Origin of the sequence: Hespellia stercorisuis DSM 15480 (assembly GCF_900142165.1) — a bacterium.
Classification (GTDB): Bacteria; Bacillota; Clostridia; order Lachnospirales; family Lachnospiraceae; genus Hespellia; species Hespellia stercorisuis.
The window spans coordinates 97183-122142 of sequence record NZ_FQZY01000008.1; the positions used below are offsets into that span (position 1 = coordinate 97183).

Sequence of the window (24960 nt, forward strand, 5' to 3'; positions counted from 1 at the left end):
CCTCCTTATTTTGAATTTAATTCATTCATACCGTTCTCGTATTCCATGGCGGTAGGCGTTTTGCCATGGAAGGCAACTACATTTTCCATGAAAGATACACCTTTGCCTTTTATGGTGTGGGCAACAATGGCGGTTGGACCGTCCTTGTATGCTCTGGCGGTGTCCAGGGCCTCGAAGATCTCCTCGAAATTGTGCCCGTTGATCTCGATGACGTTCCAGCCGAAGGCGCGCCACTTGGCAGCAATATCGAGCATATCCTTTACCTTTTTTGTCTCTGCATCATTCTGCAGACCATTTACGTCGATGAAGGCGGCAATGTTATCCAGATGATAGTGACTTGCGGTCGCGGCGGCTTCCCAGATCTGCCCTTCGTTGAGCTCGCCGTCACCGATCATGCAGTAAACACGGGAATCGATATTCTGGCGTTTTAAGCCCAGAGCCATTCCGTTGGCGGTGGACAGACCGATGCCGAGAGAACCGCTGGTCATCTCCACGCCGGGGGTCTTCTTCATATCCGGATGTCCCTGCATCATAGAATCGATTCTGCGGAAAGAGGACATCAGCTTTTCCTTTGGAAAGAATCCGGCGTTGGCCAGCGTTGCGTAGAGCGCGGGAGCCGTGTGCCCCTTTGACAAAACGAAGCGGTCGCGGTCCGGCTTTCCGGGATTGACGGGATCGTAGTCCATCTCGTCAAAATACAGTGCGGTCAGGATTTCCACCTCGGAAAAGGAACCGCCCAGATGTCCGGATTGGATGTTATAAATCATTTCCAGAATATCTTTGCGAATTGTGTTCGCGGTTGTTTTTAATTCCTGTATATTTCTTGACATGTTTTACACCAATCCTTTCATGCGAATCGCTTTTTTGGCTGCAGCGGCAATGTCGTCAGCGGTCAGCCTGTATTTTTTGTACAGATCGTCCTGAGTTCCGGATTCCCCGAAATGGTCATCGACACCGATGCGTATTACCGGAACAGGACAGGTCTCCGACAGGTACTCACAGATGGCGCCGCCCAGACCGCCGGTCTTCATGTGATCTTCTGCTGTAACGAATGCGCCGGTCTCCTTTGCTTTCTGCAGCAGCAGTTCTTCGGGGAGCGGTTTTATAGAGTAGGCGTTGATGACGGAGGCATTGATCCCCTCGGACTTCAGGGCTACGGCTGCCATTAATGCCTGCTCTACCATGAGGCCGCAGGCGGCGATTGTGACGTCACTGCCGTTGCGGAGCAGATCGGCGCCGCCTGGCCTGAAAGGCTTTTCATCCTCGAAGATGTCCTCGGCGAGATCACGGCCGAGTCTCAAGTATGCGGGGCCGTCGTATGCGAGCATGGCTTTCATTGCGGCTTTGGTCTCGGTGACATCTGCGGCTGCGAATACTTTGAAGTTGGGCAGGGTGCGGAGCAGGGCGATATCCTCTAATGCCTGATGCGTCGCACCGTCCTGTCCAACGCACAGTCCACTGTGGGTCGCCACAATCTTAACGTTCAGATTCGGATAGGCGATTGCCTGGCGGATCTGTTCAAACGGCTTTTCGGATACGAACATGGAAAAACCGACCACAACCGGGATGAGACCGGTGGTGGAGAGGCCGGCGGCGGTGCTGACGAGATCAGTCTCACTGATTCCGACGTTGTACATCCGGTCCGGATACTTTGCGGAAAAATCGGTCAATTTCAGTGCGCGGGCCGAATCTGCGTTCAAGACAACCATATTTGGATATTCCTCGGCACCGCTTAAAATGGCATCGATTAGTGTGGAACGAAAAGATTTCTTCATAGTGTTGATTCCTTTCTGATCTGAAACTTTTTGAAAATTCAGTTTACACTCCAAGTATAACGTGGATAATTTGGATTATCAATACTGAAATAACACCAACAAAAATGAATGGGAATGGGAGACGAAATGTGCACTATGCATAAAAATGCTCCAAAAATGACGAACAAATACTCCAAAACTACAAACTTGAAAAAGGAGTAATGTTGTGAGATAATAGAGTATAAACTTAGGGAGGGACGTATGAGATATAACGAAAGTGTGCGTAACATATTAGCGACTACACAGTTTTTACTTCCAAGTCTGACGCCGGCGGAGAAGAGGGTGGGAGAGTTTATTCTGGATTCGCCCAAAGAAGCGTCCTCGATGTCACTGCAGAAAATGGCGAAGCGTTGTAAATGCGGAGAGGCCACGGTGGTGCGGCTATGCAAGACAGTAGGGGCTTCCGGATATTCGGAGTTTAAGCAGCTGCTGCGAAAGCAGATATCCAATCCCACAGCGAGGGATGAGGTGGAGTATCTGGAATCCAGTCACGACATAGGTGACATTGTGGAGAGCGTCTTCCGGCTCAATATTCTGAATCTGAAGAAAACGCTGGAGGTCGCGAGCTTTGAGGAGTACGAAAGTGCCTGCGAGGCGATTGCTTCGACCAGGAAGATCTGCTTTTTTGCAATTGGAGATGCCATGTTTCCGTGCAGTTATGCGGGACTGCGTTTTCGTAGAATGGGATACGACTGCTATGCGGACAGTGATGCAGACATCCAGATAGTGAATGCGTGCAATATGAAACCAGGGGATGTGGCCATTGCTATCTCCCACAGCGGCAGAACCAAACAGGTTGTAGAGGCAATGCGGATAGCGAAAGAGCGCGGGGCGCGGACTATATGCATCACAAAGGCCGGTAAGTCGGAACTGACGAAGTATTCGGACATTGTTCTCTACAATGTGACGATGGACTCGAGCGTTGACAAAGAAGTGATAGCCAGAAGAGTTGCCGAACAGGCCATGCTGGACGCAATATACATGGGAGCGCTGCAGAGAATGGAGACGAACTCCTTTGCGCGGCTGCAGGAGGTGTCATCAAATTTACGGGTGAATAAAATACCTGAGAAAAATTCACAGGATAGGTGAGGGATGGAGAATGAAATATAAGGCAAAAGATATAGCGAGACAACTGGGCGTGTCGCCGGCAACGGTTTCTCTGGTGATTAACAACAAGCCGGGGGTGGGAGAGAGCAAGAGACAGGAGATCCTACGAAAAATAGCGGAGCTGGACTGCGAGTACCTGCTGAAGGAAGGTGGGATAAACAGAGGCGACATTGGCTTTATTGTCTATAAGTGTGATGGGTGCATCATAGATGAATATCCGTTCTTTAACTACCTGAATGAAAGCGTGAATCGTGCGGCGGAAGAATATAATTACACAATGACAATGATCTATATGGACAAAAGTACGCCGCTCAATGAGCGGTATCTTACCTTGGAAAATTTCCGGCATGCAGGATATATTGTGTATGCGGTGGAGATGTATCCGGAAGATGTGGAAATATTCCGCAAACTGAAAGTGCCCTGCGTGTTTGTCGACAATCCTTTTCCAAGTCTGGCGGTCGACACGGTCGTGGCGGATAATTTTCTGGGGATTTGTCAGGCGTTCGACTATTTGTATGAGATGGGGCATCGGGAAATTGGATACATCAAAAGCCAGTTTCCTATTATTTGCTTTGAAGAGCGGCTGCAGGCATTCAAGGACTGCATGAGGAGTCGCGGGCTGACCCTGCGTGAGGATTTTATCATGGAGATTGGATATCGTGAGGCAGAGACAGAGCGGGATGTGGAGAAGTATCTTGAGGCGCAGACGGAACTGCCGACTGCATTTATATCGGACAATGATCTGCTGTCGTGCCGCGCAATACAGGTGTTCAAGAGAAGAGGGATCAGCGTTCCGGATGAGGTGTCTTTTGTGGGATTTGACAACCGGCCTATATGCTCTTTCACGGAGCCGAATGTGACGACGATAGAATTTTCGCCCAATGAGATGGGGAGAACAGCGGTGGAAATGCTTGTGAAAAAGATGGAGAATACGAGAGAGTGCACCGGAAAGTACAGGGTGGCGACCAGGCTGATAGAGAACGCGAGCGTGAAAAAAATAGTTTAGTACATCGCAAACTAAATAATTGCTTGGATATATAGGCAAGCTTAATGTGGCAGGTATTTAGGAAACGATGTACTGGTGTTACGAATAAGAAGATCGTACATTTCGAGAGATGAAGTGTACGGTCTTTTTTTGCTGCAAAAAAAACAGATAGAAATAAAAAGAATTGCAGCAGGAAAATTAAGGAAGAATTTAAAAAATGATCATACAGTGAGAAGAGGGAGAAACCTGAGAAACACAACAGAAATTGAACATGTTAATAAAATAACTAAATTTAATTTAATAAAATTAATAAATTTAGCGATAAAGTTTATTGACAGATTGAGTTTTAAATGCTAATATTTGTTCATGAAGTTGAAAAAAACAAAGGAAACTGTTAAAAATTAGTCAAATCCACTAAATAATCAGACTGAACGAGGAACGACACATAGTAACCAGATACTAAATTTTATTCAGTCAAAAATGCATTTGGATGAGTGGGGTTTAGCAGATCCTTTAGAAAAGACGTGATGTCAGGGAGGAGGATATTTCAAAAAAGCCGACAGGCTAGGGAGCTGAGTTTTTTAATCGAAAGGAGAAAGTTATGAAAAAGAAAATTGTGAGTGTATTATTAGCAGGTGCTATGGTATTAGCGATGGTAGGATGCGGAAGCAAGGATGCTGCATCGGACGGTGGAAGTACTTCGAAGGAGACAAAAACGGAAAACACAGGATCGACTGAGGTTGCAAATGCAGCTGGACTGGCTGACACAAGTTATGATACAAGCTATGAGCCAAAGAAAGATACATATAAAATCTACTGCACGTATAAATTAGTACATGCCTGGTATGATGCAATTGAAGTTGGTGTAAAAGCGGCTGTAGAAGATTTCGCTGACCAGGGCGTTACAATCGACTACGAATGGTATGCACCGGTTCAGGCAGATGCGAACGATCAGGTAAACTCAATCGAGACGGCAGTTGGTCAGGGCTATGACATGATCTTAGTAGATGTTAACCAGGAATCTCTTACAGAGCCGGCAGTAAAAGAAGCAATTGACAATGGCGTAAAAATTGGTCTGTTTGCATCAGCCGACCTTCCGGATTCAGGAAGATCCTTCTTCGTTGGTAACAACGACAACTATGGTGATGGTGAGAAGATCGCCAAAGCTACTTACGATAAGATGATCGAAGACGGAAAATCCCAGGTTGCTTTCCTTTCAGGAACAATCGGAGCTACCTCTCATGAAGCAAGACTGAAAGCATTCTACGACACTGCTGAATCGGCTGATTACAAAGACAAAATCGAAGTAGTTGATGATCAGAGAGATGATGACATGGTTGAAAATGCAATCACAATCACAGAAGCATGGCTGCAGACCTACCCGGAACTCGGCGGTATCCTTTGTAACAACATGTCCAACCCGGTAGGTGCATGTCAGGCAGTATCTGATGCAGGTAAGGGCGGCGACATCGTGATCGGCGGTATGGATCATGACCTTCGTACATTAAACTATCTGGAAGACGGTACCTTATATGTTGCATGTATCCAGAACTGCTACGATATGGGTTACAAAGCTATCTGGGAAGCAGTTAGATGTATCGATGATGAGAAACCGACAGAAGAAATCACAGACGTTGGATCATCTCTGGCATATCAGGAAGATGCTCAGACATACATCGATATGCTCTTTGCTGAGTCAAAATAGTACGCAATAATTCAAATGACACAAAGTGTCTCCATAAACGGTGCTGAAAGGGAACCCCGCCGGGGGTGGGGGAAACCCTGGCACCTGCGCAGATGCCTGCGGACGAAATTCGCATTTCATGCATCTGCTCAATATCTGAGTGATGAATGATAACATTCCACGTGATTATGTTATATAGTCACGTGGAATTTTTAAATGTGAGACTTTGTAGGACAAAAAGAAGAGGATGTGAATAAGTTGAGCGAATTTGTAATTGAAATGAAAGGCGTTACCAAAATATTCCCCGGTGTAAAAGCGTTGGATAATGTGGATCTGAGCGTGAAACCGGGTGAGATACATGCACTTCTCGGCGAGAATGGAGCAGGAAAAAGTACATTGATGAATTGTCTTGTAGGACAATATACTATGGATGAAGGTCAGATACAGATGGATGGAAAGCCGCTGAAAATAAGCTCTGCGCAGGAAGCCAATGCCAATCATATCGTGATTGTACCTCAGGAGTTGAATCTTCTTCCGGACGCTTCTATTGCAGAAAATATCTTCCTTGGAAATGAGCGGGTGAAGGGTGGAAAGATCAATTGGAAAGAAGCGGAAAGAGAAGCGGCGAAATTGTTAAAGGTGCTTGATCTTGAACTGGATGTCACGCAGAAGGTGAAAACATTATCGGCGGCGTACCAGCAGTTAGTCAGTATTGCGAGAGCGCTTGCATACTCTCCGAGAGTGCTGGTTCTCGATGAACCCACGGCGGTTCTGACGAGCAAAGAAGCAGATTCCCTGTTTAAATCCATGCAGAGATTAAAAGCTGAAGGAACCTCCATGATCTTTATCACACATCATCTGGATGAGGTTATGTCCCAGGCTGACCGGGCGACCATAATGCGTGATGGCCAGCTGGTGATGGTTACAGAAATCAAAGATATCACAAAAGAAGAAATCGTTACGAACATGGCGGGCAAAAAGGTTGCGGAGTCACAGCATGTGAATAGAACCTACTCCGACGAGATTTTCTTCAAAGCGGAGAACCTTTCCCGTGACGGAGAATTTCAGAATGTGAGCTTTGACGTCAAGAAGGGCGAGATTTTAGCAGTAGCCGGACTTGTCGGCGCAGGGAGAACGGAAGTGTTCAAAAGTGTGTTTGGAATTACAAGACCAAATGCAGGCGGGAAAATGCTTATTGAGGGCAAAGAAGTGAATATCTCGGATCCGGGGGTGGCAATTAAGTATGGAATGGGGTATGTGTCAGAGGAAAGACGACATGACGGAATTACGCCGGGTATGTCGGTCATGGAAAATATGATTCTCCCATCCTTTGATCAGCTGAAATCCCACGGTCTGATAAATTACAAAAAAGCGGCGGATCTCACCGACAAATATATTGACAGATTCCGCATCAAAACTCCGGGAAGAGATGCGCTGATCAAGAATCTGTCGGGTGGAAATCAACAGAAAGTAATCGTGGCCCGCTGGATGGCAAAGGGGATCAAGATGCTTATAATGGATGAGCCTACACGAGGCATTGATGTCAATGCAAAGGCGGAGATTCATGCATTGTGCAGAGAACTGGCGGATAACGGTGTCGCGGTAGTGGTAATATCTTCTGAGATGGAAGAAGTACTTGCACTTGGGGATCGCGTTATGATTATGCATCAGGGCAGAGTAAAAGGATTTATTGACGACGTAGAACTTACCACAGAAGAAGATGTTCTTCAATTAGCATTTAAGTAGGAGGTATTAAAACATGAAAAAAGTCACTGATTTCTTAAAATCAACTGCGGGAATGGTGCTGATCGTAACCATTATCGTTATGGTAGCAGTTCATTTCATAACCGGAGGTAATTTCTTCACGGCGTATAACGTAAGTACGCTGACAAGGCAGGCTTCATTTGTCATTATCGTTGCTTTTGGCCAGACCCTCGTACTGCTGACCGGCGGTATCGATCTGTCGGTTGCGGCGGTTGGATCTGTAGCGAGTATGTGTGCTGCAAAAATGATGGTTGAATCAGGAATTAATCCGGCAGTATCGATCCTGGTTTCCTGTCTGGTGGGTCTTGCTCTCGGTCTGATAAACGGAGTGTTCATTGCATACTTGAAGCTGACCCCGTTTATTGTAACTCTGGCAACGGCAGAAATTTATAAAGGTATTGTTTACATTGTCACAAAAGGAACTCCGATCGTAGGGATTCCTGCAGGCGCAAAATTCCTGGCAAACGGTGTGCTGTTCGGTTTCCTGCCGACGATTGTAATCATCATGCTGGTGATATGCTTTGCTCTGTGGATGATGCTCAGATATACGAAATTCGGACGTTACGTATATGCGCTGGGCGGTAACAGAAACTGTGCAAAAATCGTAGGTATTAACACAGAAAAGGTTCTCGTTATGGTATACATGCTCAGTGGACTTCTCGCGTCGATCGCGGGAACGATGATGGCCTGCAAGCTTGCATCTTTCCAGGCGACCATCGGAGAAAACTGGGTAAACCCGACCATCGCTGCATCCGTACTTGGTGGTACATCTATGATCGGTGGTATCGGTGGAGTTGTCGGTACTGTAATCGGTGGACTGTTACAGCAGACGGTTTCCACGGCAATCACGCTTCTCCGCGTATCTTCTTATTGGGAGACGGTCGTTACCGGTGGTGTAGTACTGATCGCGGTAACCATCGATGCACTGAAAGAAAATTCAGCTATGCGCGATAAAGTAGGGCGTTTATTTAAGAAAAAATAGGAATGGGTTATAGTGTATTGCACGTTGGAAAGGCTGGAGATAATGCTATGTCAGAAAAATATATTATCAGCATCGATCAGAGCACGCAGGGGACAAAGGCTCTGCTGTTCAATGACCGGGGCGATATTCTGAAAAGAACAGATAAACCACATGAACAGATTGTCAATGAAAAAGGCTGGGTGTCACATGACGCCGTTGAAATCTATGAGAATACTATAGAGGTGGTCCGCCGTCTGGTCGGGGAATCGGGCGTTGACAAGTCCAGGATCGTTGGAGTCGGAATCAGCAACCAGAGAGAGACCTCTCTCGCCTGGGATAAAGTTACCGGGCAGCCGCTCGGCAGGGCGATTGTATGGCAGTGCGCGAGAGCGGTGGATATATGCGAACGGGTCGAACGGCAGGGTGTCGCGGAACAGATCCGGCAGAAGACGGGAATCAACCTGTCCCCCTATTTCCCGGCATCAAAGATCGCGTGGATCCTGGAAAATGTGGAGGGGGCCAAAGAGAAGGCGGACAATGGAACCATCTGCCATGGCACGGTCGACAGCTGGCTGGTGTATAAGCTGACTGGAGGAAAAGCGTATAAGACAGACTATTCCAATGCATCCCGCACTCAGCTATTCAATATTTTTGATCTGAAATGGGACGAGGAGATCTGTGGATTGTTCGGGATTGATTCGAAGAATCTGGCTGAGGTATGTGACTCCAATGCGAATTACGGAGAGACGGATTTTGAGGGACTGCTCCCGAAACCGATTCCGATCCACGGTGTCCTGGGAGATTCCCACGGCTCACTGTACGGACAGGGCTGCAGAAAGCCGGGAATGATGAAGGCTACATACGGAACCGGATCTTCGATTGCCATGAACATCGGAGAAAAACCGGTGCTCAGCACGCACGGGGTCGTGACTTCTCTGGCCTGGTGCATGAGCGGAAAAGTGAATTATGAATTAGAAGGAAACCTGAATTACACCGGTGCGGTCATCACCTGGCTGAAGGATGATCTGGAGCTGATCGAGTCGCCAGGGGAGACCGGAAGGCTTGCCGGCGAGGCGCTGGCTGACGATGAGGTCTACCTGATCCCGGCGTTTTCGGGACTGGGCGCACCGTACTGGGATGGACGCGCCACGGCGGCCATCGTCGGAATGACCCGCGCCACCGGCAAAAAAGAAGTGGTCAGGGCTGGCGTGGAATGTATCGCATATCAGATAACGGATATTGTGAAGGCCATGAGTGAGGATGCCGGAGTGGCCGTGAAGGAGCTCCGTGTGGATGGCGGTCCCACAAAGAACAGCTATCTGATGCAGTTCCAGAGCGATATTGCAGGTGTCACGGTACAGATTCCGGATTCGGAGGAACTGTCGGCGATCGGGCCGGCATACGCGACTGGCATGGCACTCGGTGTGTGGGGCGAAGAGATTTTTGATAAATTGAATCGCACAAAATATGATCCTAAAATGGATGCTTCCGTCAGAGATAAGAAATATCAGGGATGGAAGGCTGCCGTAGGCAGGGTACTTAATTAATAAAATGAGCAAATGCATAAGAAAGTGAAAGAGGTAATAATCATGGTTGAAGGAAAAATGAAAGTATGCGTGTTAACTGGAAAACAAAAATTAGAGTGGGCTGAATATGACATCCCGCAGGCAGGACCTGGAGAGTTACAGATTAAGCTTGAATATGTTGGTGTATGTGGTTCAGATCTTCACTTTTATCAGGAAGGCTGCCTTGCGAACTGGACACTGGACGGACCGCTGGCACTGGGCCATGAGCCGGGCGGAGTGGTTACTGGTATCGGCGAGGGCGTAGAAGGATTTGCGGTCGGTGACAAGATTTCGATTGAGCCGGCAGTTCCATGCGGCAAATGCGAGGACTGCAGAAAAGGAAATTACAACCTCTGCAAGGACATCAAAATGCTTGCAATTCCGGGAGAGAGAGACGGCGTCAATGCAGAGTACTGCGTCCATGATGCGTCAATGTGCTATAAACTTCCAGAGGGAGTCAGCACGATGGCGGGCGGCCTGATCGAGCCACTGGCAGTCGGCATGCATGCGACAGAGCTGTCAAATGCGAAGATCGGCGAGTCGGCAATCGTACTGGGCAGCGGCTGCATCGGCCTCTGCACGATTATGAGCCTGAAAGCCCGCGGAGTATCAGAGATCTACGTTGCGGACGTGATGGACAAGCGTTTGGAAAAAGCGATGGAGCTTGGCGCGACACGCGTGTTCAACAGCAGGAACGAGAGCATCGAAGAGTTTGCAAAAACACTGCCGGGCGGCGGAGTGGATCAGGTTTACGAGTGTGCAGGCAACAGAATCACGACACTGCAGAGCTGCCGTCTGATCAAGAGAGCCGGAAAGGTCACACTGGTAGGCGTTTCACCGGAGCCTGTTCTCGAGCTGGACATCGCGACACTGAACGCGATGGAGGGAACCGTGTACTCTGTATATCGTTACAGAAACCTGTGGGACAAGGCAATCAAAGCAGTTGCATCAGGAGACATCCCGGTAGAAAAAGTGGTATCCCATATCTTTGCATTTGATGACTGTATCCATGCGATCCAGTACAGCCTGGAGCATAAAGATGAGGTAATTAAAGCTGTGGTATCCATGGTCGATAAAGAGAATAAAGTGATAAGCTAATTATGTATGCATCCATTGCATCGGGGAGAGGTTTCTCCGGCTTATACCGGAACAGGGCAGTCTCGAGAACAGCGGGAGTGCCCTGTCCTGATAAAGAAGCCCGGATGAAAAGAGGAGCTATTATGAAAAAATGTTTATTGGGAATTTTGATGGGACTGCTTGTTCTGTCAACGACCGCCTGTCAGCAGAAAATACCGAAGGAGCTGTCGGATTCGTATGTTACGGTCAAGAACTATACCGGGATCGAGATCGAAAAGGCAGAGGTGGAAAAGACAACGGATGAAAATGTAGATATGGTCGTCAATTATATGATGAGCAATTACATTGAAAGCAACGAACTCCCGGAGGACACGGAAATCACAGATGCGATAGTGAAAGAACTGTCGAACGGCGAGTATGAGACCGTTGAGGATTATAGAGCGTCTCTGCAGGAGCAGATAAAAGAAACCAGAAAGAAGACGGCAAAAGATGAGGAAGAGACCAGAGTCTGGGAGAAGGTGATGAACAATGCCGAGGTGAAAAAATACCCGGATTACCGCCTGAAACAGATCAAGGCCGATCTGGTGGAGCTGTATGAGCAGTATGCGGCACAGTGTTCGATGAGCTATGACGAATATATGGAATCGATCAAATTGGAAGATTCTGATCTGGACAAGGCGGCGGAGGCCTCGCTGAAGCAGGAACTGGTTGCGGATGTGATCGCGGATCAGTTCGATCTCAGACCGACTGACGAGGAAGTGGAGCAGGCCGCGGCAGACTATGCGGAGGAATATAATTTTACGAGTGTGGAGCTTCTGTACAAACAGATTTCGAAGGAAGACATTCGGCGCATGGTGGTTCAGAACAATGTGAAGGCGTGGCTGACGGAACACTGCAGCTATGTCGAGTCGGATGAGTCGGACGACCCAGAAGAAGAGAGCAATGACGGAAGTGACAGCGCGGACAGCGTGAGTGGAACGGACAGTGCGAGTGAAATGGACAGCACGGGCAAAACAGACAGCACGAGTGGAACGGACAGTACGAGCGAAACGGACAGCACGAGTGGAATGGACAGTGCAAGTGCAACGGACAGCGCGGGTAGCACGGACAGTATGGACAAAACGGACAGTGCGAGTGAAACAGGAAGTACGAGCAGAACAGAGGGACAGACAGAAAGTCAAGGAGAGTAAAGCGATGAAGACAAAAGTGATTATGATTCGTCATGGTGAGACGGACTGGAACGTATTGTGCAAATTTCTGGGGAGTGCCGACCGGCTGCTGACGGAAAAAGGCCGGAGACAGGCAGGATATGCAAGAGCGGCGCTGCAGAAAGAACAGATTGCCGCGATATATTCGAGCCCCATGCTCCGGGCGTACGAGACCGGCGAGATCATCAGAGGCGACCGGGATATCCCGATCATCCGGGATGACGGACTGATCGAAATAAACTGCGGTGCATGGGAAGGGCTGGATGGAAATGAAGTTGAGAAGAAGTATCCCGGACAGATGGATATGTGGGCGAACCATCCGGAACGGCTTCAGATCGACGGCGGCGGTGATTCCTTTGTCGATGTTCAGAACCGGATCGTAGAAGCGTTCTGGCGAATCGTGAATGCGAACAGAGGAAAGACAATTCTGATCACATCCCACATGATCTGTCTCACGCTGCTGCTGATTTATTTTGACAAAAAAGAAATCAAAGATATGTGGAATGTAAAACCGCTTGCCAACGGAGCACTGAATATCGTGGAAGTATCGGAGGATGACCGGGTGGAAATCACAGCTTGGAGTGATGACACCTTTGTTCCGGAGGAAGACAAAAAGGGAAGTGTTCTGGTTGCAGGGCGAAATTATATTGATGAGGAATAAACACAAATGACGCAGGAGACTGCGTCATTTGCTGCATCCATTGTAATGATGTTCGATCCGGGCTGTCTCCGGATCGACGATAACCACCTCTTTTTTCAGGGAAACGGCTTTGTCAATAATTTCCTGCGGTGTCTTGTTGTCGGTGATGATGGCGTCGATCTCGTTGAGCGGAATCGAATTACACAGGGAGGTGTGCTCACACTTGGTGTGATCGATCAGCAGAATCGTCTTTCTGGCAATAGAGACCAGAGTTTTCTTGGTCTCTACCAGGGGATAGGTGTGCTCGAAAGCACCGCCGGGAATCCGGAATGCTCTCGCGGAGATGAAAGCGATATCTGCGGGGTGCTGTCTTAGGGCATCCCGGTCATCAGCCATGATGGACTTGGTGCGGTGATAGAGCATCCCGCCCACCAGATAGGTCTGGATGTTCTCCCGGTCGGAGAGCTCCACGGCTGTCATAAGGTTGGAGGTGATCACGGAGAGCGAGATGTTATCAGGCAGAAACCGGGTGACGGTGTGAGCCGTGGTCCCGGAATCGATGCAGATGACACTGTAGGGCTTGATGAACTGTACGGCCGCTTTGGCGATGGCCTCTTTTTCGTATTGGTGTTCATCGAGCTGCTCGTGGAAATAAGTTGGCTTTGCCTCCTTTACCAGATAAGCGCAGCCGTGTTTCCTCCGGATCAATCCCATGGCCTCGAGCTCATTCAGATCGCGGCGGATCGTCATCTCGCTGCATTCCATTGCGTCGGACAGTTCTGTGGAGGTGCAGATCATCTCGTTCTCCAGCATTTCCATTATTTTTGCGTGTCGGTCTTTTTTCATAATGCAGATCCTTTCCTTTTGCGTAAGGTTACGGGAAAACGGCGAAGCAGATTCCGGGTATCGGGTAGTGTTCCCGTTTCTGATATGCGGAGCAGTGAAGCGTATCAGATTTCTGTATCCTATCATAAAACTTTTTTGGCAATAAAACAAGCGAAAACAATAAAAATGTTATAAATCAAACAAAAATGGAAGGAAAATGGTTGGTAACGAACATAATGAATACGCTGATTTGTTGAATAACGAACTTTGTCACGCTATAATATGTATATAAAGAAACAAACAATGTTGACAAGAATATCAGATAAGATAAGGAGATGACATTATGTTCAAGATGCCAGAAAAAGAACGCGCGATCGGGATGTACAAAAAAATGTGCGAGATCCGCCAATACGAGGAAACGATTTATTACTTGTTCCTGGAGGGGATTATGCCGGGAACCATCCACCAGTCACATGGTCAGGAGGCCTGTGCGGTGGGGATGATCTATGACCTGAGAAAAGAGGACTACATTCTGACGACACACAGACCGGCGGGTCATGATCTGGCAAAAGGTGTTTCCCTTCGCTCCATGATGTGCGAGATGTTCGGAAAGGCAGAAGGATGCTGCAAAGGAAAGGGCGGAGCGATGCACACCGGCGACATTTCCGTGGGAGCTGTGACGGCGAACGCGATCGTCGGAGGCAATTTACCGATTGCTGCCGGGGTGGCACTGCGATGCAAGATGCTGAAGACGGATAACGTGGCGGTCTGCTTTTTCGGGGACGGTGCCAGCAACGAGGGCTCTTTCCACGAAGCACTGAACGCGGCCGCAGTCTGGAAACTTCCGGTGGTATATGTCTGCGAAAACAATCTGTATTCTGCGACAACGTCCATCAAGATGACCTGTAACCTGGAAAATGTGGCGGCGGACAGAGGATTAGCATATGGGATTCCTTCGGAGGTCGTGGACGGAAATGATGTGCTCGCGATCAATGAAGCGGCAGAGCGGGCGATTGAACGGGCGAGAAAAGGAGAAGGGCCGACCATCCTGGAATTAAAAACATACCGGATCGGCGGTCATTCCAGAAACGATGCCTGCGGCTATAGAACGGAAGAGGAAGAAAAAGAGTGGTTTTCGAGAGACCCGATTGCAAGTTTTCGAGCGAGGCTGTTGAATGAAGGCGTTGCGTCGGAGGAAGAACTTCAGAAAATAGAGGAAGAGATCCAGGCGCAGATCGATGCGGAAGTAGAGTATGCGCAGAACGCACCGGATCCGGAACCGGAGTCAGCACTGAGAGAAGTGTATTGGGAAGGAGGAATCGCATAATGGCAGAATTATCAATTGCAGATGCATTAAAACAGGCATTACAGGAAGAAATGAGAAGAGACGAAACCGTATTTTGTCTCGGGGAAGATGTAGATATCAAAGGAGGTATGGGCGGTGCATTCACCGTTACAAAGGGATTGCTCGATGAGTTCGGACCGGAAAGAGTCCTAAACACACCGATCGCCGAGATCCTGATCTCCGGCGTATGTGTCGGGGCAGGCATGACGGGGATGCGGCCGGTCGCGGACCTTCAATATGGAGATTTTCTGTTCTGCATGATGGACCAGTTGGTGAACCAGGCCGCCAAAATGTGCTACATGTCAGGCGGTAAGGTCCACATCCCGATGGTTATGAGAGCACCCTGCGGCGCAACGAACCGTGGCGCGCAGCATGCGCAGAGCCTGGAGAGCTACTTTATCCATGTTCCCGGCCTGAAGGTGATCTGCCCATCCACACCGTATGATGCGAAGGGACTGATGAAGCAGGCAATCCGCGACGACAACCCGGTACTGGTCTTTGAGCATAAACTGCTGTACGGAGGAGCCCGGAAAGAAAAAGATGCGATCAAGATTGCCGGGGAAGTGCCGGAGGGCGATTACACTGTAGAATTTGGAAAAGCGGCGGTCAGAAAAGAAGGAAAAGATATCACGATCGTTGCCAATCTTCTGATGAGCTACCGTGCGCAGGAGGCTGCAAAGGTGCTGGAGGAAGAGGGGATCAGCTGTGAGGTGATCGACCCGAGAACGCTGGTTCCATTCGACTACGAGACGGTGGAAAAATCCGTGAAAAAAACCGGAAAGCTGATGATTGTGCATGAAGATACGTACACCGGAGGATGGGGCGCGCAGGTCTCCTCACATTTTGCGGAACATAACATTTACGATCTGGATGCACCGATCAAGGTGGTTGCCGCTTATGACACACCAATCCCGTTCGCATCACCGATGGAGGATTTCGTGATTCCCTCCACAGAACGGATCCTTGAGGCGGCGAGAGAACTGGCGAAAGCGTAAAGGACAAAAACGTAGTGACAGAAATGAAGAGTCGAAGCGAACTGGTGAAGCAGAGTGATAAGAAGGAGAATGGATATGAGTAGAATTTCGGTTGATAAATTAATGAAGCATGCGTTGGAAAATAAATATGCGGTAGGATACTTTGAAAGCTGGAATCTGGAGTCCACACTGGCGGTGGTGAGAGCGGCGGAAAATATGAAATCGCCGGTAATGATCGGGGTGTGCGGAACCTACATCGGGGAGCCGGAGAGAAAATACAAAGAGAGTCTGAGCGTGTATCAGGCGATGCTCGCCCAGATCGCGGAGGAGGCGTCTGTTCCGGTCGCACTGCTCCTCAATGAATCCGACGACGAGGCAATGGTATTGAAGGCGGCCGAGAGCGGATTCGATATGGTGATGTTCGCGCCGGTGTTCGCATCGGATGCAATTCCGCTGCAGGAGCTGACGGCAATTCAGAAACGAATCGCAGAGGCGGCGCATAAAAACGGTGTGGCGGTCGAGGGCGAAGTCGGCGAGCTCCCGCTCTTTAACTCGGCAACAGGAGAGATGCACGAGGGCGAGGATACCGACCCGGAGGTGTGTTATAACTTTGTGAAAGAGACGGGAATTGATACGGTCGCGGTCGCGGTCGGAAACTGCCATCTGAAAGAGGACGGAATGGTGAAGATCAACTACGATGCGCTGAAGATCCTCTCAGAAAAAATTGATATTCCGCTTGTCCTCCACGGGGGTACCAGTATTGCCAGAGAAGATCTGACAAAAGCGGCATCCATGGGCGTGGCGAAGGTAAATTTCGGAACGGGTATGAAGCGCGCGGTCCTCAATGTGATGAAGCAATACCTGGCTGAGAATGATGTGGATAAGATGGACCCGAATGACGTTCTCGGACGCGGTGCCCAGAAGGATATCATGGTGAAGGAGCAGGAGGCGGTCATCCAATATGTGGAGGAGACCATAAAAGCCATGAACGGCGAAAATAAGGCATTTTAACATCTGGTACAGGTTATGGAGGAATTGTGATGATAAAAGAGATTAAAATGCCGGCCGGTGGTCAGACAACGGATACTTCGACGATTGGCACCTGGCTGGTGAAAAAAGGCGATAAGGTAAAACGGGGGGATGCCCTTCTGGAAATCGAGACAGACAAGGCGACCCTGACGGTGGAAAGTTTTGCGAAGGGGACCGTACTGGCCCTCTTGGCAGAGGAGGGAGACCAGCGAAGTGCCGGTGACGTGATCGCGCTGGTCGGAGAAGAGAGCGATGCGGCGGAGGCAGAGCAGCGTTTGAGCGGCGGTGCGGCAGCAGCGGAGCGCGGTTCAGGTCATGATGCGGCCTCGTACAGTACCGGAGCAGCTCCGGCGCAGGAGGACGAGTACCAGCCTATCGACAAATCCATGCCGACGCGCTATGCCGGAGAAGAAGCATCCGGGACGGAACGGGGAGCCGCGGCAGACCAGAGCGCGCCGGGGAATAAAAAAGTATGGCTGGCGGACGTGAAGGCGATGCCGAACGCGAAGAAAACCGCATGGGATAACGGCGTGTCCCTCGAGGCGGTCGCGGAGTTTACCGGAAAAGACATTCTGAAACGCCGGGATGTGGAAAACTATATTGAAAACAGCCGGATGATGGGGACAGAGCCCGGGGCGGCGAAGGAGCAGGCACCGGAGGAACAGATGATTCCGCACACCACGATGCGCAGAGTGATTGCGAGAAGAATGACGGAGAGCGCACAGACCATTCCTGTATTCTCCGCGACGGTAGTGGTGGACATGACGAGGTGCATCGAATTTCGGAAGACGGTAAACGCGGCGGGAACACGGAAAATATCATTCAATGATATCCTCTTCAAATGCATGACGGCCGCGATCCGCCAATACCCGCTGATCAATGCGACCTACACAGAGGAAGGCACGATCGTGCACCGGGCAGTCAACATCGGACTTGCAGTGTCCGTGGAGGGTGGACTGGTGGTTCCGGTGGTGAAGGATGTCTCTTCCAGGACCATCTCAGAAATAGCGGTGGCGAACAAAGAAAATATTGCGAAGGCAAGAGCAGGAAAGCTGGCGCCGGACGATATGTCAGGCGGAACCATCACCCTGTCCAATCTCGGAATGTATGCCATCGATCAGTTCCAGGCAATCATCAATCCGCCGGAGTCCTGTATACTGGCAGTCGGTGCGACAGAAGACCGGCCGGTGCTGGTGGATGGAGAATGGAAGAGCGTGCCGACGATGAAGATCACGGCGAGCTTTGACCACCGCATTATCGATGGAGCCTGCGGAGCACAGTTTTTGACAGAACTGAAGAAAGTAATTGAGAATCCGGCACTGGCACTGCTCTGATACGGCATCTGTTCATTTGCTGAGAACAGATTCAGGATGGGCGGATATCCGAACACAAGGGAGATGAAGAAATGAGCGATAAAATATATGATCTGATGGTGATTGGCGGCGGCCCGGGCGGATATTCCGCGGCAATCGCAGCGGCGAAGGAAGGAGCGTCCGTTCTCCTGTTTGAGGGGGAACACATAGGCGGGACCTGCCTGAATGTGGGATGTATCCCGACGAAATATCTGCTGGACAAAGCGGCTGCAATCGAGAAGGTCCGGGATCTGGTGGGTAAAAAAATATTCAGAGAATCCGGTCTCTACAGCTTTCAAAAGATTCAGAGCGGTCGGGAGGCTGTGGTGAAAAAGCTGGTCGGCGGCGTGGAGTACCTGCTGAAGGCGAACAAGGTGGATGTGGTCCGCGGATCTGCTTCGGTGAAAGAGGCGAAAAAAGCAGAGTGCGGCGGAGTGTGCTATGAGGCGGAGAACATAATCATAGCGACCGGATCTGTACCCGCTGCGGTCCCGATCCCGGGAGTGGAGCACACGATCAACAGTACCCAGGCCCTTGCCCTTGAAAAACTGCCGAAAAAGCTGGTGGTAATCGGCGGAGGAGTGATCGGAATGGAACTTGCCAGCGCATTCTGTTCCTATGGATCAGAGGTCACAGTTATAGAAGTGATGCCGGAACTGTATCCTGCGGAGGGAAGAAAGTCCGTGGGGTACCTGCAGAAAGAACTGAAAAAGCAGGGAATCCGCATTCTGTGTGACACAAAAGTCACAGCCATTGAAAAAGAAGGCGCCAGCTGTCAAGTGTCTTATGAGGGAGCGGAGACCGGCCGCATCGAGGCGGATACGGTTCTCATGGCAACCGGCAGAAAACCAAACCTCACGGGAATTGACACAGAAAAACTGGGCCTGGAGCTCACGCCCCGGAAAGAGATAAAAGTCAATGAGTACATGCAGACGAACATCCCGGGAATCTATGCGATCGGAGATGTGATCGGCGGTTTTCAGCTTGCCCACGCCGCGTATGCGGAGGGAGAAGCGGCGGTGGCCCACATTCTCGGAAGAAAGGAACCGGTGGATCTTGAGGCACTTCCAAGATGCATCTACACAAAACCGGCTTTTGCGGCGACTGGAATCAGCGCAGAAAAGGCGGAGGAGATGGGGATTCGGACGGCGGTCGGCACGTTCGCTTACAGCGGGAACGGAATGGCTCTCGCAGAGGGCGAGGACGGAATGGTGACGGTGGTGATGGATCTTGAGAAAAAAACAACGCTGGGCGTGCAGATCGTGGGAGCCTGCGGACCGGAGATGATCGCATTTGCGTCTCTGGCAGTAAAAGAGAAGCTGACACTGGAGCAGTGGGAGAAGCTTGTGGTCGCACATCCGTCGTTGTCGGAGATGATAAAAGAAGCCGCGTTGGACTGCTTTGGAAAAAGTATACATGGTGCTGTCAGGTAACAGCATGTGACAGGAGGAAATATATGGGAAAATATTTGCTTGGAATAGATTATGGTACCGGTGGAGGAAAAGCGTGCATTATCGATGAAAATGCGGATGTTCTGGCATATTCGTTTCAGGAATATCCAATCTATGTGGACCATCCGGCCTGGTCGGAGCATGATGCCGAGAATTACTGGAAGCTGGCCTGCGATACGATCAAAGACTGCCTGAAAAAATCCGGTGTGGACCCGAAGGAGGTGGCTGCAATCGCGATTTCGTCGGCACAGCCGTGCATGGTCATGGTGGATGAGAACTGCAACCCAATCAACCGCGCTTACAACCTGATGGACCGCAGGGCGGTCAAAGAGGTGGAGTGGCTGCGGGACAACGTTGGAACGGAAGAGATCTTCCAGATCAACGGGAACCGGATCGAAGATTATCCGACCATGGTGAACATCATGTGGGAGAAAAACAACCGTCCGGAGGATTACAAAAAGATCTGGAAGGTGCTTACGATCGATGGCTTTGTCCGCCTGCGCATGACGGGTGTGGCGGCGATGAGCTACTCCCATGGAGGATTCTGGGGTGTGGCCTACGATGTGCACAAAAAAGAGTTCAATCAGGAACTGATGGACAAGATGGGGATCAGCATGGATCTGATGCCGGATCTGCATGCGTGTGAGGAGGTTGTAGGACACGTCACGGCGGCTGCGGCGGCAGAGCTGGGACTGGTGCCCGGAATCCCGGTGTGCGCGGGGCAGGTGGACTGCAACGCCGGATTTGTCGGCGGCGGAGCCATCACACCGGGGGATGTGCAGATCAACCTCGGAACCTGCGGTGTGATGGGGGTCGTGAATGACAGTGAGGAATTTATCGATCTGGTCTGCAACGACGCGTATACGACGAACTCCTGCAACGACTATATCTCGATCGCGGTCGTCCTGACCGGCGGTCAGGTGCTGCGCTATCTGCGCGATAATTTCTGCCAGATGGAGTGGGAGACCGCGAAACTGATGGACGACATGGACGTGTATGACATCATGAACAAAGAGGCGGAGAAGGTGCCGGCGGGCAGCGAGGGCCTGATCGTGCTGCCTTATCTTGCGGGAGAGCGGACCGTACTGTGGGACGTGTATGCCAGAGGTACGGTGTTCGGCCTGGCGACCCATCACACAAAAGGGCATATGATCCGCGCGTTCATGGAAGGCGTGGCCTACGCACTTTACGACAATTACCGTCTGATGCTCGAAAAAGGAATCAAGGCGAATGCGCCGGTCGTTCTGAACGAGGGCGGCGCAAAGAGCAAACTCTGGCGGAGGATCATCACAGACGTGTTCAACGTTCCGACCGCATTTGTCAAGAACAGAGTTGGTGCGCCGTACGGGGATGCGATTCTCGCCGGGGTATCCTGCGGCCTGTTCAAGGACTTCTCCATTGCGAAGGAGAAGGTGAACTACATTGATTACATGGAGCCTATACCGGAGAACCATGAGAGATATATGGATTATTTTAAAATCTATCAAAAACTGTATGATCACCTGAAGGACGATTATAAAAAACTGTATCAGGTAGCAAAAAAATATGAAGAATAGTATACTTATGGTAAATGAGTCCACGGATCCATACTTTAATCTTGCACTGGAAGAATATCTGCTGACCCACTATGAGAAAGGTACGATCATTATGCTCTGGCAGAATGAGAGGACCATCGTGGTGGGACGGCACCAGAACACGCTGGAGGAGATCAACCGGAAGTATGTGGAGGATCATGGAATCCGTGTGGTCAGGCGGATGACGGGCGGAGGCGCAGTCTATCACGATCTGGGCAATCTGAACTATTCCTTTATCACGGACCGGAGTGAATCCGGCGATGAGGGGATGAAACAGTTTGCCGGCTATGTCATCCGCGCACTGGCAGAAATCGGTGTTGAGGCCGCATTTTCCGGAAGAAACGACATTCTGGTGCAGGAAAAAAAGGTGTCCGGTACGGCACAGCACATCCACAAAAACAGGATCCTGCATCACGGCTGTCTGCTCTACGCGTCGGATATCGCGCAGGTGGCCGCCAGCTTAAATGTCCGGGCAGAAAAATTCCAGTCGAAATCAGTAAAGTCGGTGAGGAGCAGAGTTGGGAATATCACGGATTTTCTCGAAGAAGCAGTCCCGCTGGACGAATTTAAAAAAATACTGATCCGCACGATACTGCAGGATGATACGTACAGGACGCTTACTCTGACGCCGGAAGAATTGGCTGCAGTTGAGCGGCTGAAAACAGAAAAGTACGAATCCTGGTCCTGGAATTACGGGAACCCGATTCCCTGCTCTGTCCACAATGTTAGAAAGCTGCGGGGAGGATTTCTGGAGATCTGCGCGGAGGTGGTCAGGGGCATTATAGAGAACTGCCGGATCTATGGGGACTACATGGCACTCCGCCCTTCGAAAGAAATCGAAGAGGCACTCATTGGATGCAGATTTGAATATGCGCAGGTAATGTCTGTGCTGAAAAAATATAAGCTGGAAGAGTATTTCGGGAGCATCTCGGATAAAGAGCTTGCGGAAACGATTCTGGGCGTGGAGGACTGAACAGATGAGAATTGTTTTCATAGGGGATAGTCTGGTATACGGATATGGTGTGAGAAGGGAAGAGAAATGGTCTTCCCTTCTTTCTGATGCGCTGCCGGATGTGGAGATCATAAACAGAGGTGTCAGCGGGAACACAACAGAAGAGATTCTGCGGCGTTTTGAGAGAGCGGCATTGCAGAAGCACCCGGACGTCATTTTCTTTATGGGCGGCAGCAACGACATTTTCTTCAGCCGCGACAGCGGGGCGGCGAAGGAGAATGTAGAAAAAATCAGGATCCTGTGCGCGGAAAACGGGGTGAAGCTGATCCTGGGGATTCCGACTCCGGTGAATGAGGAGTGCCTGACGAAAGAGTGGCTGTCGTTCGCGGCGGGGCCGGAGGTGCAGCAGAAGCTGGCGGAGTATCGGGAGTGGCTGCTCGGCTACGGGAAACAGCATGCAGTCCCGGTGTGGGATCTGTGGGAGTGCATTTCAAAAAGAAAAGTCTTCTATATAGATGGGATTCATCTCACCCCGCTTGGAAATCGGGTGCTCGCATCCTGGATGGAAAAGAAATTGATTCAGCAGAAAAATAGCTGGGAAGGTTTGAATATCAAAAAGTGTGATATTTAAACCGCAAAATGCCTGAAAAAACAAAAATGCAGATAGGATGAAGCCTTTTATACTGTTTACAAATGGAATATTAAGATTTATAATATATTTAGAAAGAAACAAAACAACAGATTCGTTAGGGAGGTTAAAGAATGGATGCATTGACAAGAACTTCGTATGAATTACGGAGAGACATTATTGAAATGATGTACAACTCAAAGGCAGGACATGTAGGTGGAGATTTAAGTGTTGTTGACATTTTAACTGTATTATACTTTGAAGAGATGAATGTTTCGCCGGAGACGATCAAAGATCCGAACCGCGACCGATTTCTTCTCAGCAAGGGTCACTGTGCAGACTGCCTGTACTGTGTGCTCGGCAAAAGAGGATTCTATGACGAAGAAGAGGCAATCAAGACATTCAGCCAGTATGGCAGTAAGTTCATCGGACATCCGAACACAGCGGTCAACGGAATCGAGCTGAACTCAGGATCCCTCGGACACGGCCTGTCAGTGGGAGCCGGAATGGCACTTACAGCAAAAAGAGACAACAAAGACTACCGCACTTATGTAGTACTTGGAGACGGCGAGATGGCAGAGGGATCCAACTATGAAGCTATGATGCTTGCAAGCCAGTACAAACTGGATAATCTCTGCGCAACAGTTGACCTGAACGGCCTTCAGATCAGCGGAACGACAGATGAAGTAATGAGCAGTGCAAGTCTCGCAGAGAAATTCGCAGCATTCGGATGGAATGTGATCGAAGTGGCAGACGGAAACAACTGCGAACAGCTGGTGGAGGCATACAAAGAGGCTGCCACATTTACAGGAAAACCGTCCGTAGTGCTTGCGCACACCGTAAAAGGCAAGGGCGTTTCCTACATGGAGAACGTGGCTGGATGGCACCACGGAGTTATGACGGATGAGCAGTATGAACAGGCTAAGAAAGAGATTGAGGAGGTATTGGAGAATGAATAAGATTACAAACAGACAGGTAATATGTGATACATTGGTTCGCGCCGCAAAAACAGATAAAGATATCACGGTGCTGTGCTCAGATTCCCGTGGATCTGCTTCTCTGACACCATTTTTCAAAGAATATCCGGAGCAGAGCGTAGAGGTCGGTATTGCGGAGCAGAATCTGGTTTCTGTTTCGGCAGGTATGGCAGCATGTGGAAAGAAAGCGTTTGCGGCTTCTCCGGCGAGCTTTTTATCTACCAGAAGCTATGAGCAGGCCAAGATCGATGTGGCTTACTCGAAGACAAATGTTACACTGATCGGAATCAGCGGCGGTGTCAGCTACGGCGCACTCGGCATGAGCCACCACTCCTGCCAGGATATCTCCGCATTCTGTTCACTTCCGGACATGAGAGTATATCTCCCGAGTGACAGATTCCAGACAGAGAAGCTGATCGAAGCGTTGTTGAAGGATGAACTTCCGGCATACGTACGTGTCAGCCGTTCTGCAACAGAGGATGTATACGATGAGAACATGTCATTTGAGCTCAACAAAGCGAATGTCATTGGCGAGGGCAAAGACGTTACGATCGTAGCATGCGGCGAGATGGTTCCTTATGCAGTGGCAGCAGCAGAGCTCTTAAAGGCAGAGGGAATCGAAGCAGGTGTCATCGATATGTACTGTCTGAAACCGATGGATGAGGATGCAATCGTAAAAGCGGCCGGCGCAAGCAAGCTTCTGGTCACAGTGGAAGAGCACTCCATCTTTGGCGGACTCGGAAGCCTTGTATCACAGGTGACTGCAGAGAAATGCCCGACCAGAGTAAAACAGATCGCACTTCCGGACGGACATATTATTACCGGAACAAACAAAGAAGTATTCACATATTATGAGATGGATGCTCCGGGAATTGCAAAACAGGTAAAAGAAGCTTTAAAATAATAAAAAAATAAGCAAATAAACAGAACTGTCGCATCGGGTGAGAGGTATATCAAACTTCCGGTGCGGCAGTTCTTTTCATTTCAGAGGACCTGGTTTATAATGAAGAGACAGGGAAATCGGACATTTAGGATCAGGCACATGCCC

At 49.8% G+C, this 24960-nt stretch carries 22 protein-coding genes; 19 read left to right on the forward strand and 3 right to left on the reverse strand.

The window, feature by feature from the left end; all coding sequences use genetic code 11:
- Window positions 1-5: 5 nt before the first annotated feature.
- Entirely contained in the window at window positions 6-830 is an 825-nt protein-coding gene (locus tag BUB85_RS02785; RefSeq protein ID WP_073104648.1) for a transketolase, read from the reverse strand.
- Between the two features lie 3 nt (window positions 831-833).
- A complete protein-coding gene (locus tag BUB85_RS02790) occupies window positions 834-1775 on the reverse strand; it encodes a transketolase family protein (RefSeq protein WP_073104651.1) in 942 nt (313 codons plus the stop codon).
- A 240-nt stretch (window positions 1776-2015) separates the two neighbouring features.
- On the opposite strand from BUB85_RS02790, the gene BUB85_RS02795 reads away from it, so the two are divergent.
- From BUB85_RS02795 to BUB85_RS02840, 9 genes are all read left to right on the forward strand, one after another.
- Window positions 2016-2903, forward strand: coding sequence for a MurR/RpiR family transcriptional regulator (locus BUB85_RS02795; RefSeq protein WP_073104654.1), 888 nt, complete (start codon window positions 2016-2018; stop codon window positions 2901-2903).
- A 10-nt stretch (window positions 2904-2913) separates the two neighbouring features.
- Window positions 2914-3927, forward strand: coding sequence for a LacI family DNA-binding transcriptional regulator (locus BUB85_RS02800; protein ID WP_073104657.1), 1014 nt, complete (start codon window positions 2914-2916; stop codon window positions 3925-3927).
- A 580-nt stretch (window positions 3928-4507) separates the two neighbouring features.
- Complete coding sequence (locus BUB85_RS02810; RefSeq protein WP_073104663.1) at window positions 4508-5611, forward strand: substrate-binding domain-containing protein; 1104 nt, start codon at window positions 4508-4510, stop codon at window positions 5609-5611.
- Between the two features lie 228 nt (window positions 5612-5839).
- Window positions 5840-7336: a sugar ABC transporter ATP-binding protein gene (locus BUB85_RS02815; RefSeq protein ID WP_242945331.1), complete on the forward strand. Its 1497-nt coding sequence runs from the start codon at window positions 5840-5842 to the stop codon at window positions 7334-7336.
- A 13-nt stretch (window positions 7337-7349) separates the two neighbouring features.
- The gene (locus tag BUB85_RS02820; RefSeq protein ID WP_073104669.1) at window positions 7350-8336 is read left to right on the forward strand and encodes an ABC transporter permease; all 987 of its coding nucleotides are present in this window, start codon (window positions 7350-7352) and stop codon (window positions 8334-8336) included.
- 47 nt (window positions 8337-8383) lie between these two features.
- Window positions 8384-9862, forward strand: coding sequence for an FGGY-family carbohydrate kinase (locus BUB85_RS02825; RefSeq protein WP_073104672.1), 1479 nt, complete (start codon window positions 8384-8386; stop codon window positions 9860-9862).
- A 42-nt stretch (window positions 9863-9904) separates the two neighbouring features.
- Entirely contained in the window at window positions 9905-10978 is a 1074-nt protein-coding gene (locus BUB85_RS02830; protein WP_073104675.1) for an alcohol dehydrogenase catalytic domain-containing protein, read from the forward strand.
- A 122-nt stretch (window positions 10979-11100) separates the two neighbouring features.
- Window positions 11101-12147 carry a trigger factor gene (locus tag BUB85_RS02835; RefSeq protein WP_159434607.1) on the forward strand — a complete coding sequence of 349 codons (1047 nt, stop codon included), beginning with the start codon at window positions 11101-11103 and terminating at the stop codon, window positions 12145-12147.
- A 4-nt stretch (window positions 12148-12151) separates the two neighbouring features.
- The gene (locus tag BUB85_RS02840; protein WP_073104681.1) at window positions 12152-12826 is read left to right on the forward strand and encodes a histidine phosphatase family protein; all 675 of its coding nucleotides are present in this window, start codon (window positions 12152-12154) and stop codon (window positions 12824-12826) included.
- 24 nt (window positions 12827-12850) lie between these two features.
- Here BUB85_RS02840 and BUB85_RS02845 read toward each other — a convergent pair whose 3' ends face one another.
- Complete coding sequence (locus tag BUB85_RS02845; RefSeq protein WP_073104684.1) at window positions 12851-13651, reverse strand: DeoR/GlpR family DNA-binding transcription regulator; 801 nt, start codon at window positions 13649-13651, stop codon at window positions 12851-12853.
- Between the two features lie 322 nt (window positions 13652-13973).
- On the opposite strand from BUB85_RS02845, the gene BUB85_RS02850 reads away from it, so the two are divergent.
- From BUB85_RS02850 to BUB85_RS02895, 10 genes are all read left to right on the forward strand, one after another.
- On the forward strand, window positions 13974-14957 hold the full coding sequence (locus BUB85_RS02850) for a thiamine pyrophosphate-dependent dehydrogenase E1 component subunit alpha (protein ID WP_073104687.1): 984 nt from the start codon (window positions 13974-13976) through the stop codon (window positions 14955-14957).
- Window positions 14957-15970, forward strand: coding sequence for an alpha-ketoacid dehydrogenase subunit beta (locus BUB85_RS02855; protein WP_073104694.1), 1014 nt, complete (start codon window positions 14957-14959; stop codon window positions 15968-15970). The genes BUB85_RS02850 and BUB85_RS02855 overlap by 1 nt, the downstream gene beginning before the upstream one ends.
- 75 nt (window positions 15971-16045) lie before the next feature.
- Window positions 16046-16960: a class II fructose-bisphosphate aldolase gene (locus tag BUB85_RS02860; protein WP_073104700.1), complete on the forward strand. Its 915-nt coding sequence runs from the start codon at window positions 16046-16048 to the stop codon at window positions 16958-16960.
- 29 nt (window positions 16961-16989) lie between these two features.
- Window positions 16990-18312 carry a dihydrolipoamide acetyltransferase family protein gene (locus tag BUB85_RS02865; protein ID WP_073104706.1) on the forward strand — a complete coding sequence of 441 codons (1323 nt, stop codon included), beginning with the start codon at window positions 16990-16992 and terminating at the stop codon, window positions 18310-18312.
- A gap of 71 nt (window positions 18313-18383) precedes the next feature.
- On the forward strand, window positions 18384-19763 hold the full coding sequence (lpdA, locus tag BUB85_RS02870) for a dihydrolipoyl dehydrogenase (RefSeq protein ID WP_073104712.1): 1380 nt from the start codon (window positions 18384-18386) through the stop codon (window positions 19761-19763).
- A 23-nt stretch (window positions 19764-19786) separates the two neighbouring features.
- Window positions 19787-21337 (forward strand): FGGY-family carbohydrate kinase, encoded by a 1551-nt coding sequence (locus BUB85_RS02875; RefSeq protein WP_073104717.1) that lies wholly within the window; start codon window positions 19787-19789, stop codon window positions 21335-21337.
- Window positions 21327-22328 carry a lipoate--protein ligase gene (locus tag BUB85_RS02880; protein WP_073104722.1) on the forward strand — a complete coding sequence of 334 codons (1002 nt, stop codon included), beginning with the start codon at window positions 21327-21329 and terminating at the stop codon, window positions 22326-22328. The genes BUB85_RS02875 and BUB85_RS02880 overlap by 11 nt, the downstream gene beginning before the upstream one ends.
- A 4-nt stretch (window positions 22329-22332) precedes the next feature.
- The gene (locus tag BUB85_RS02885) at window positions 22333-22938 is read left to right on the forward strand and encodes an SGNH/GDSL hydrolase family protein (protein WP_073104727.1); all 606 of its coding nucleotides are present in this window, start codon (window positions 22333-22335) and stop codon (window positions 22936-22938) included.
- Window positions 22939-23069: 131 nt separating this feature from the next.
- Complete coding sequence (locus BUB85_RS02890; protein ID WP_073104731.1) at window positions 23070-23894, forward strand: transketolase; 825 nt, start codon at window positions 23070-23072, stop codon at window positions 23892-23894.
- Window positions 23887-24816, forward strand: a complete 930-nt coding sequence (locus tag BUB85_RS02895) for a transketolase family protein (protein ID WP_073104735.1) — start codon at window positions 23887-23889, stop codon at window positions 24814-24816. Before BUB85_RS02890 ends, BUB85_RS02895 begins: the two co-directional genes overlap by 8 nt.
- The last annotated feature ends 144 nt before the right edge of the window (window positions 24817-24960 follow it).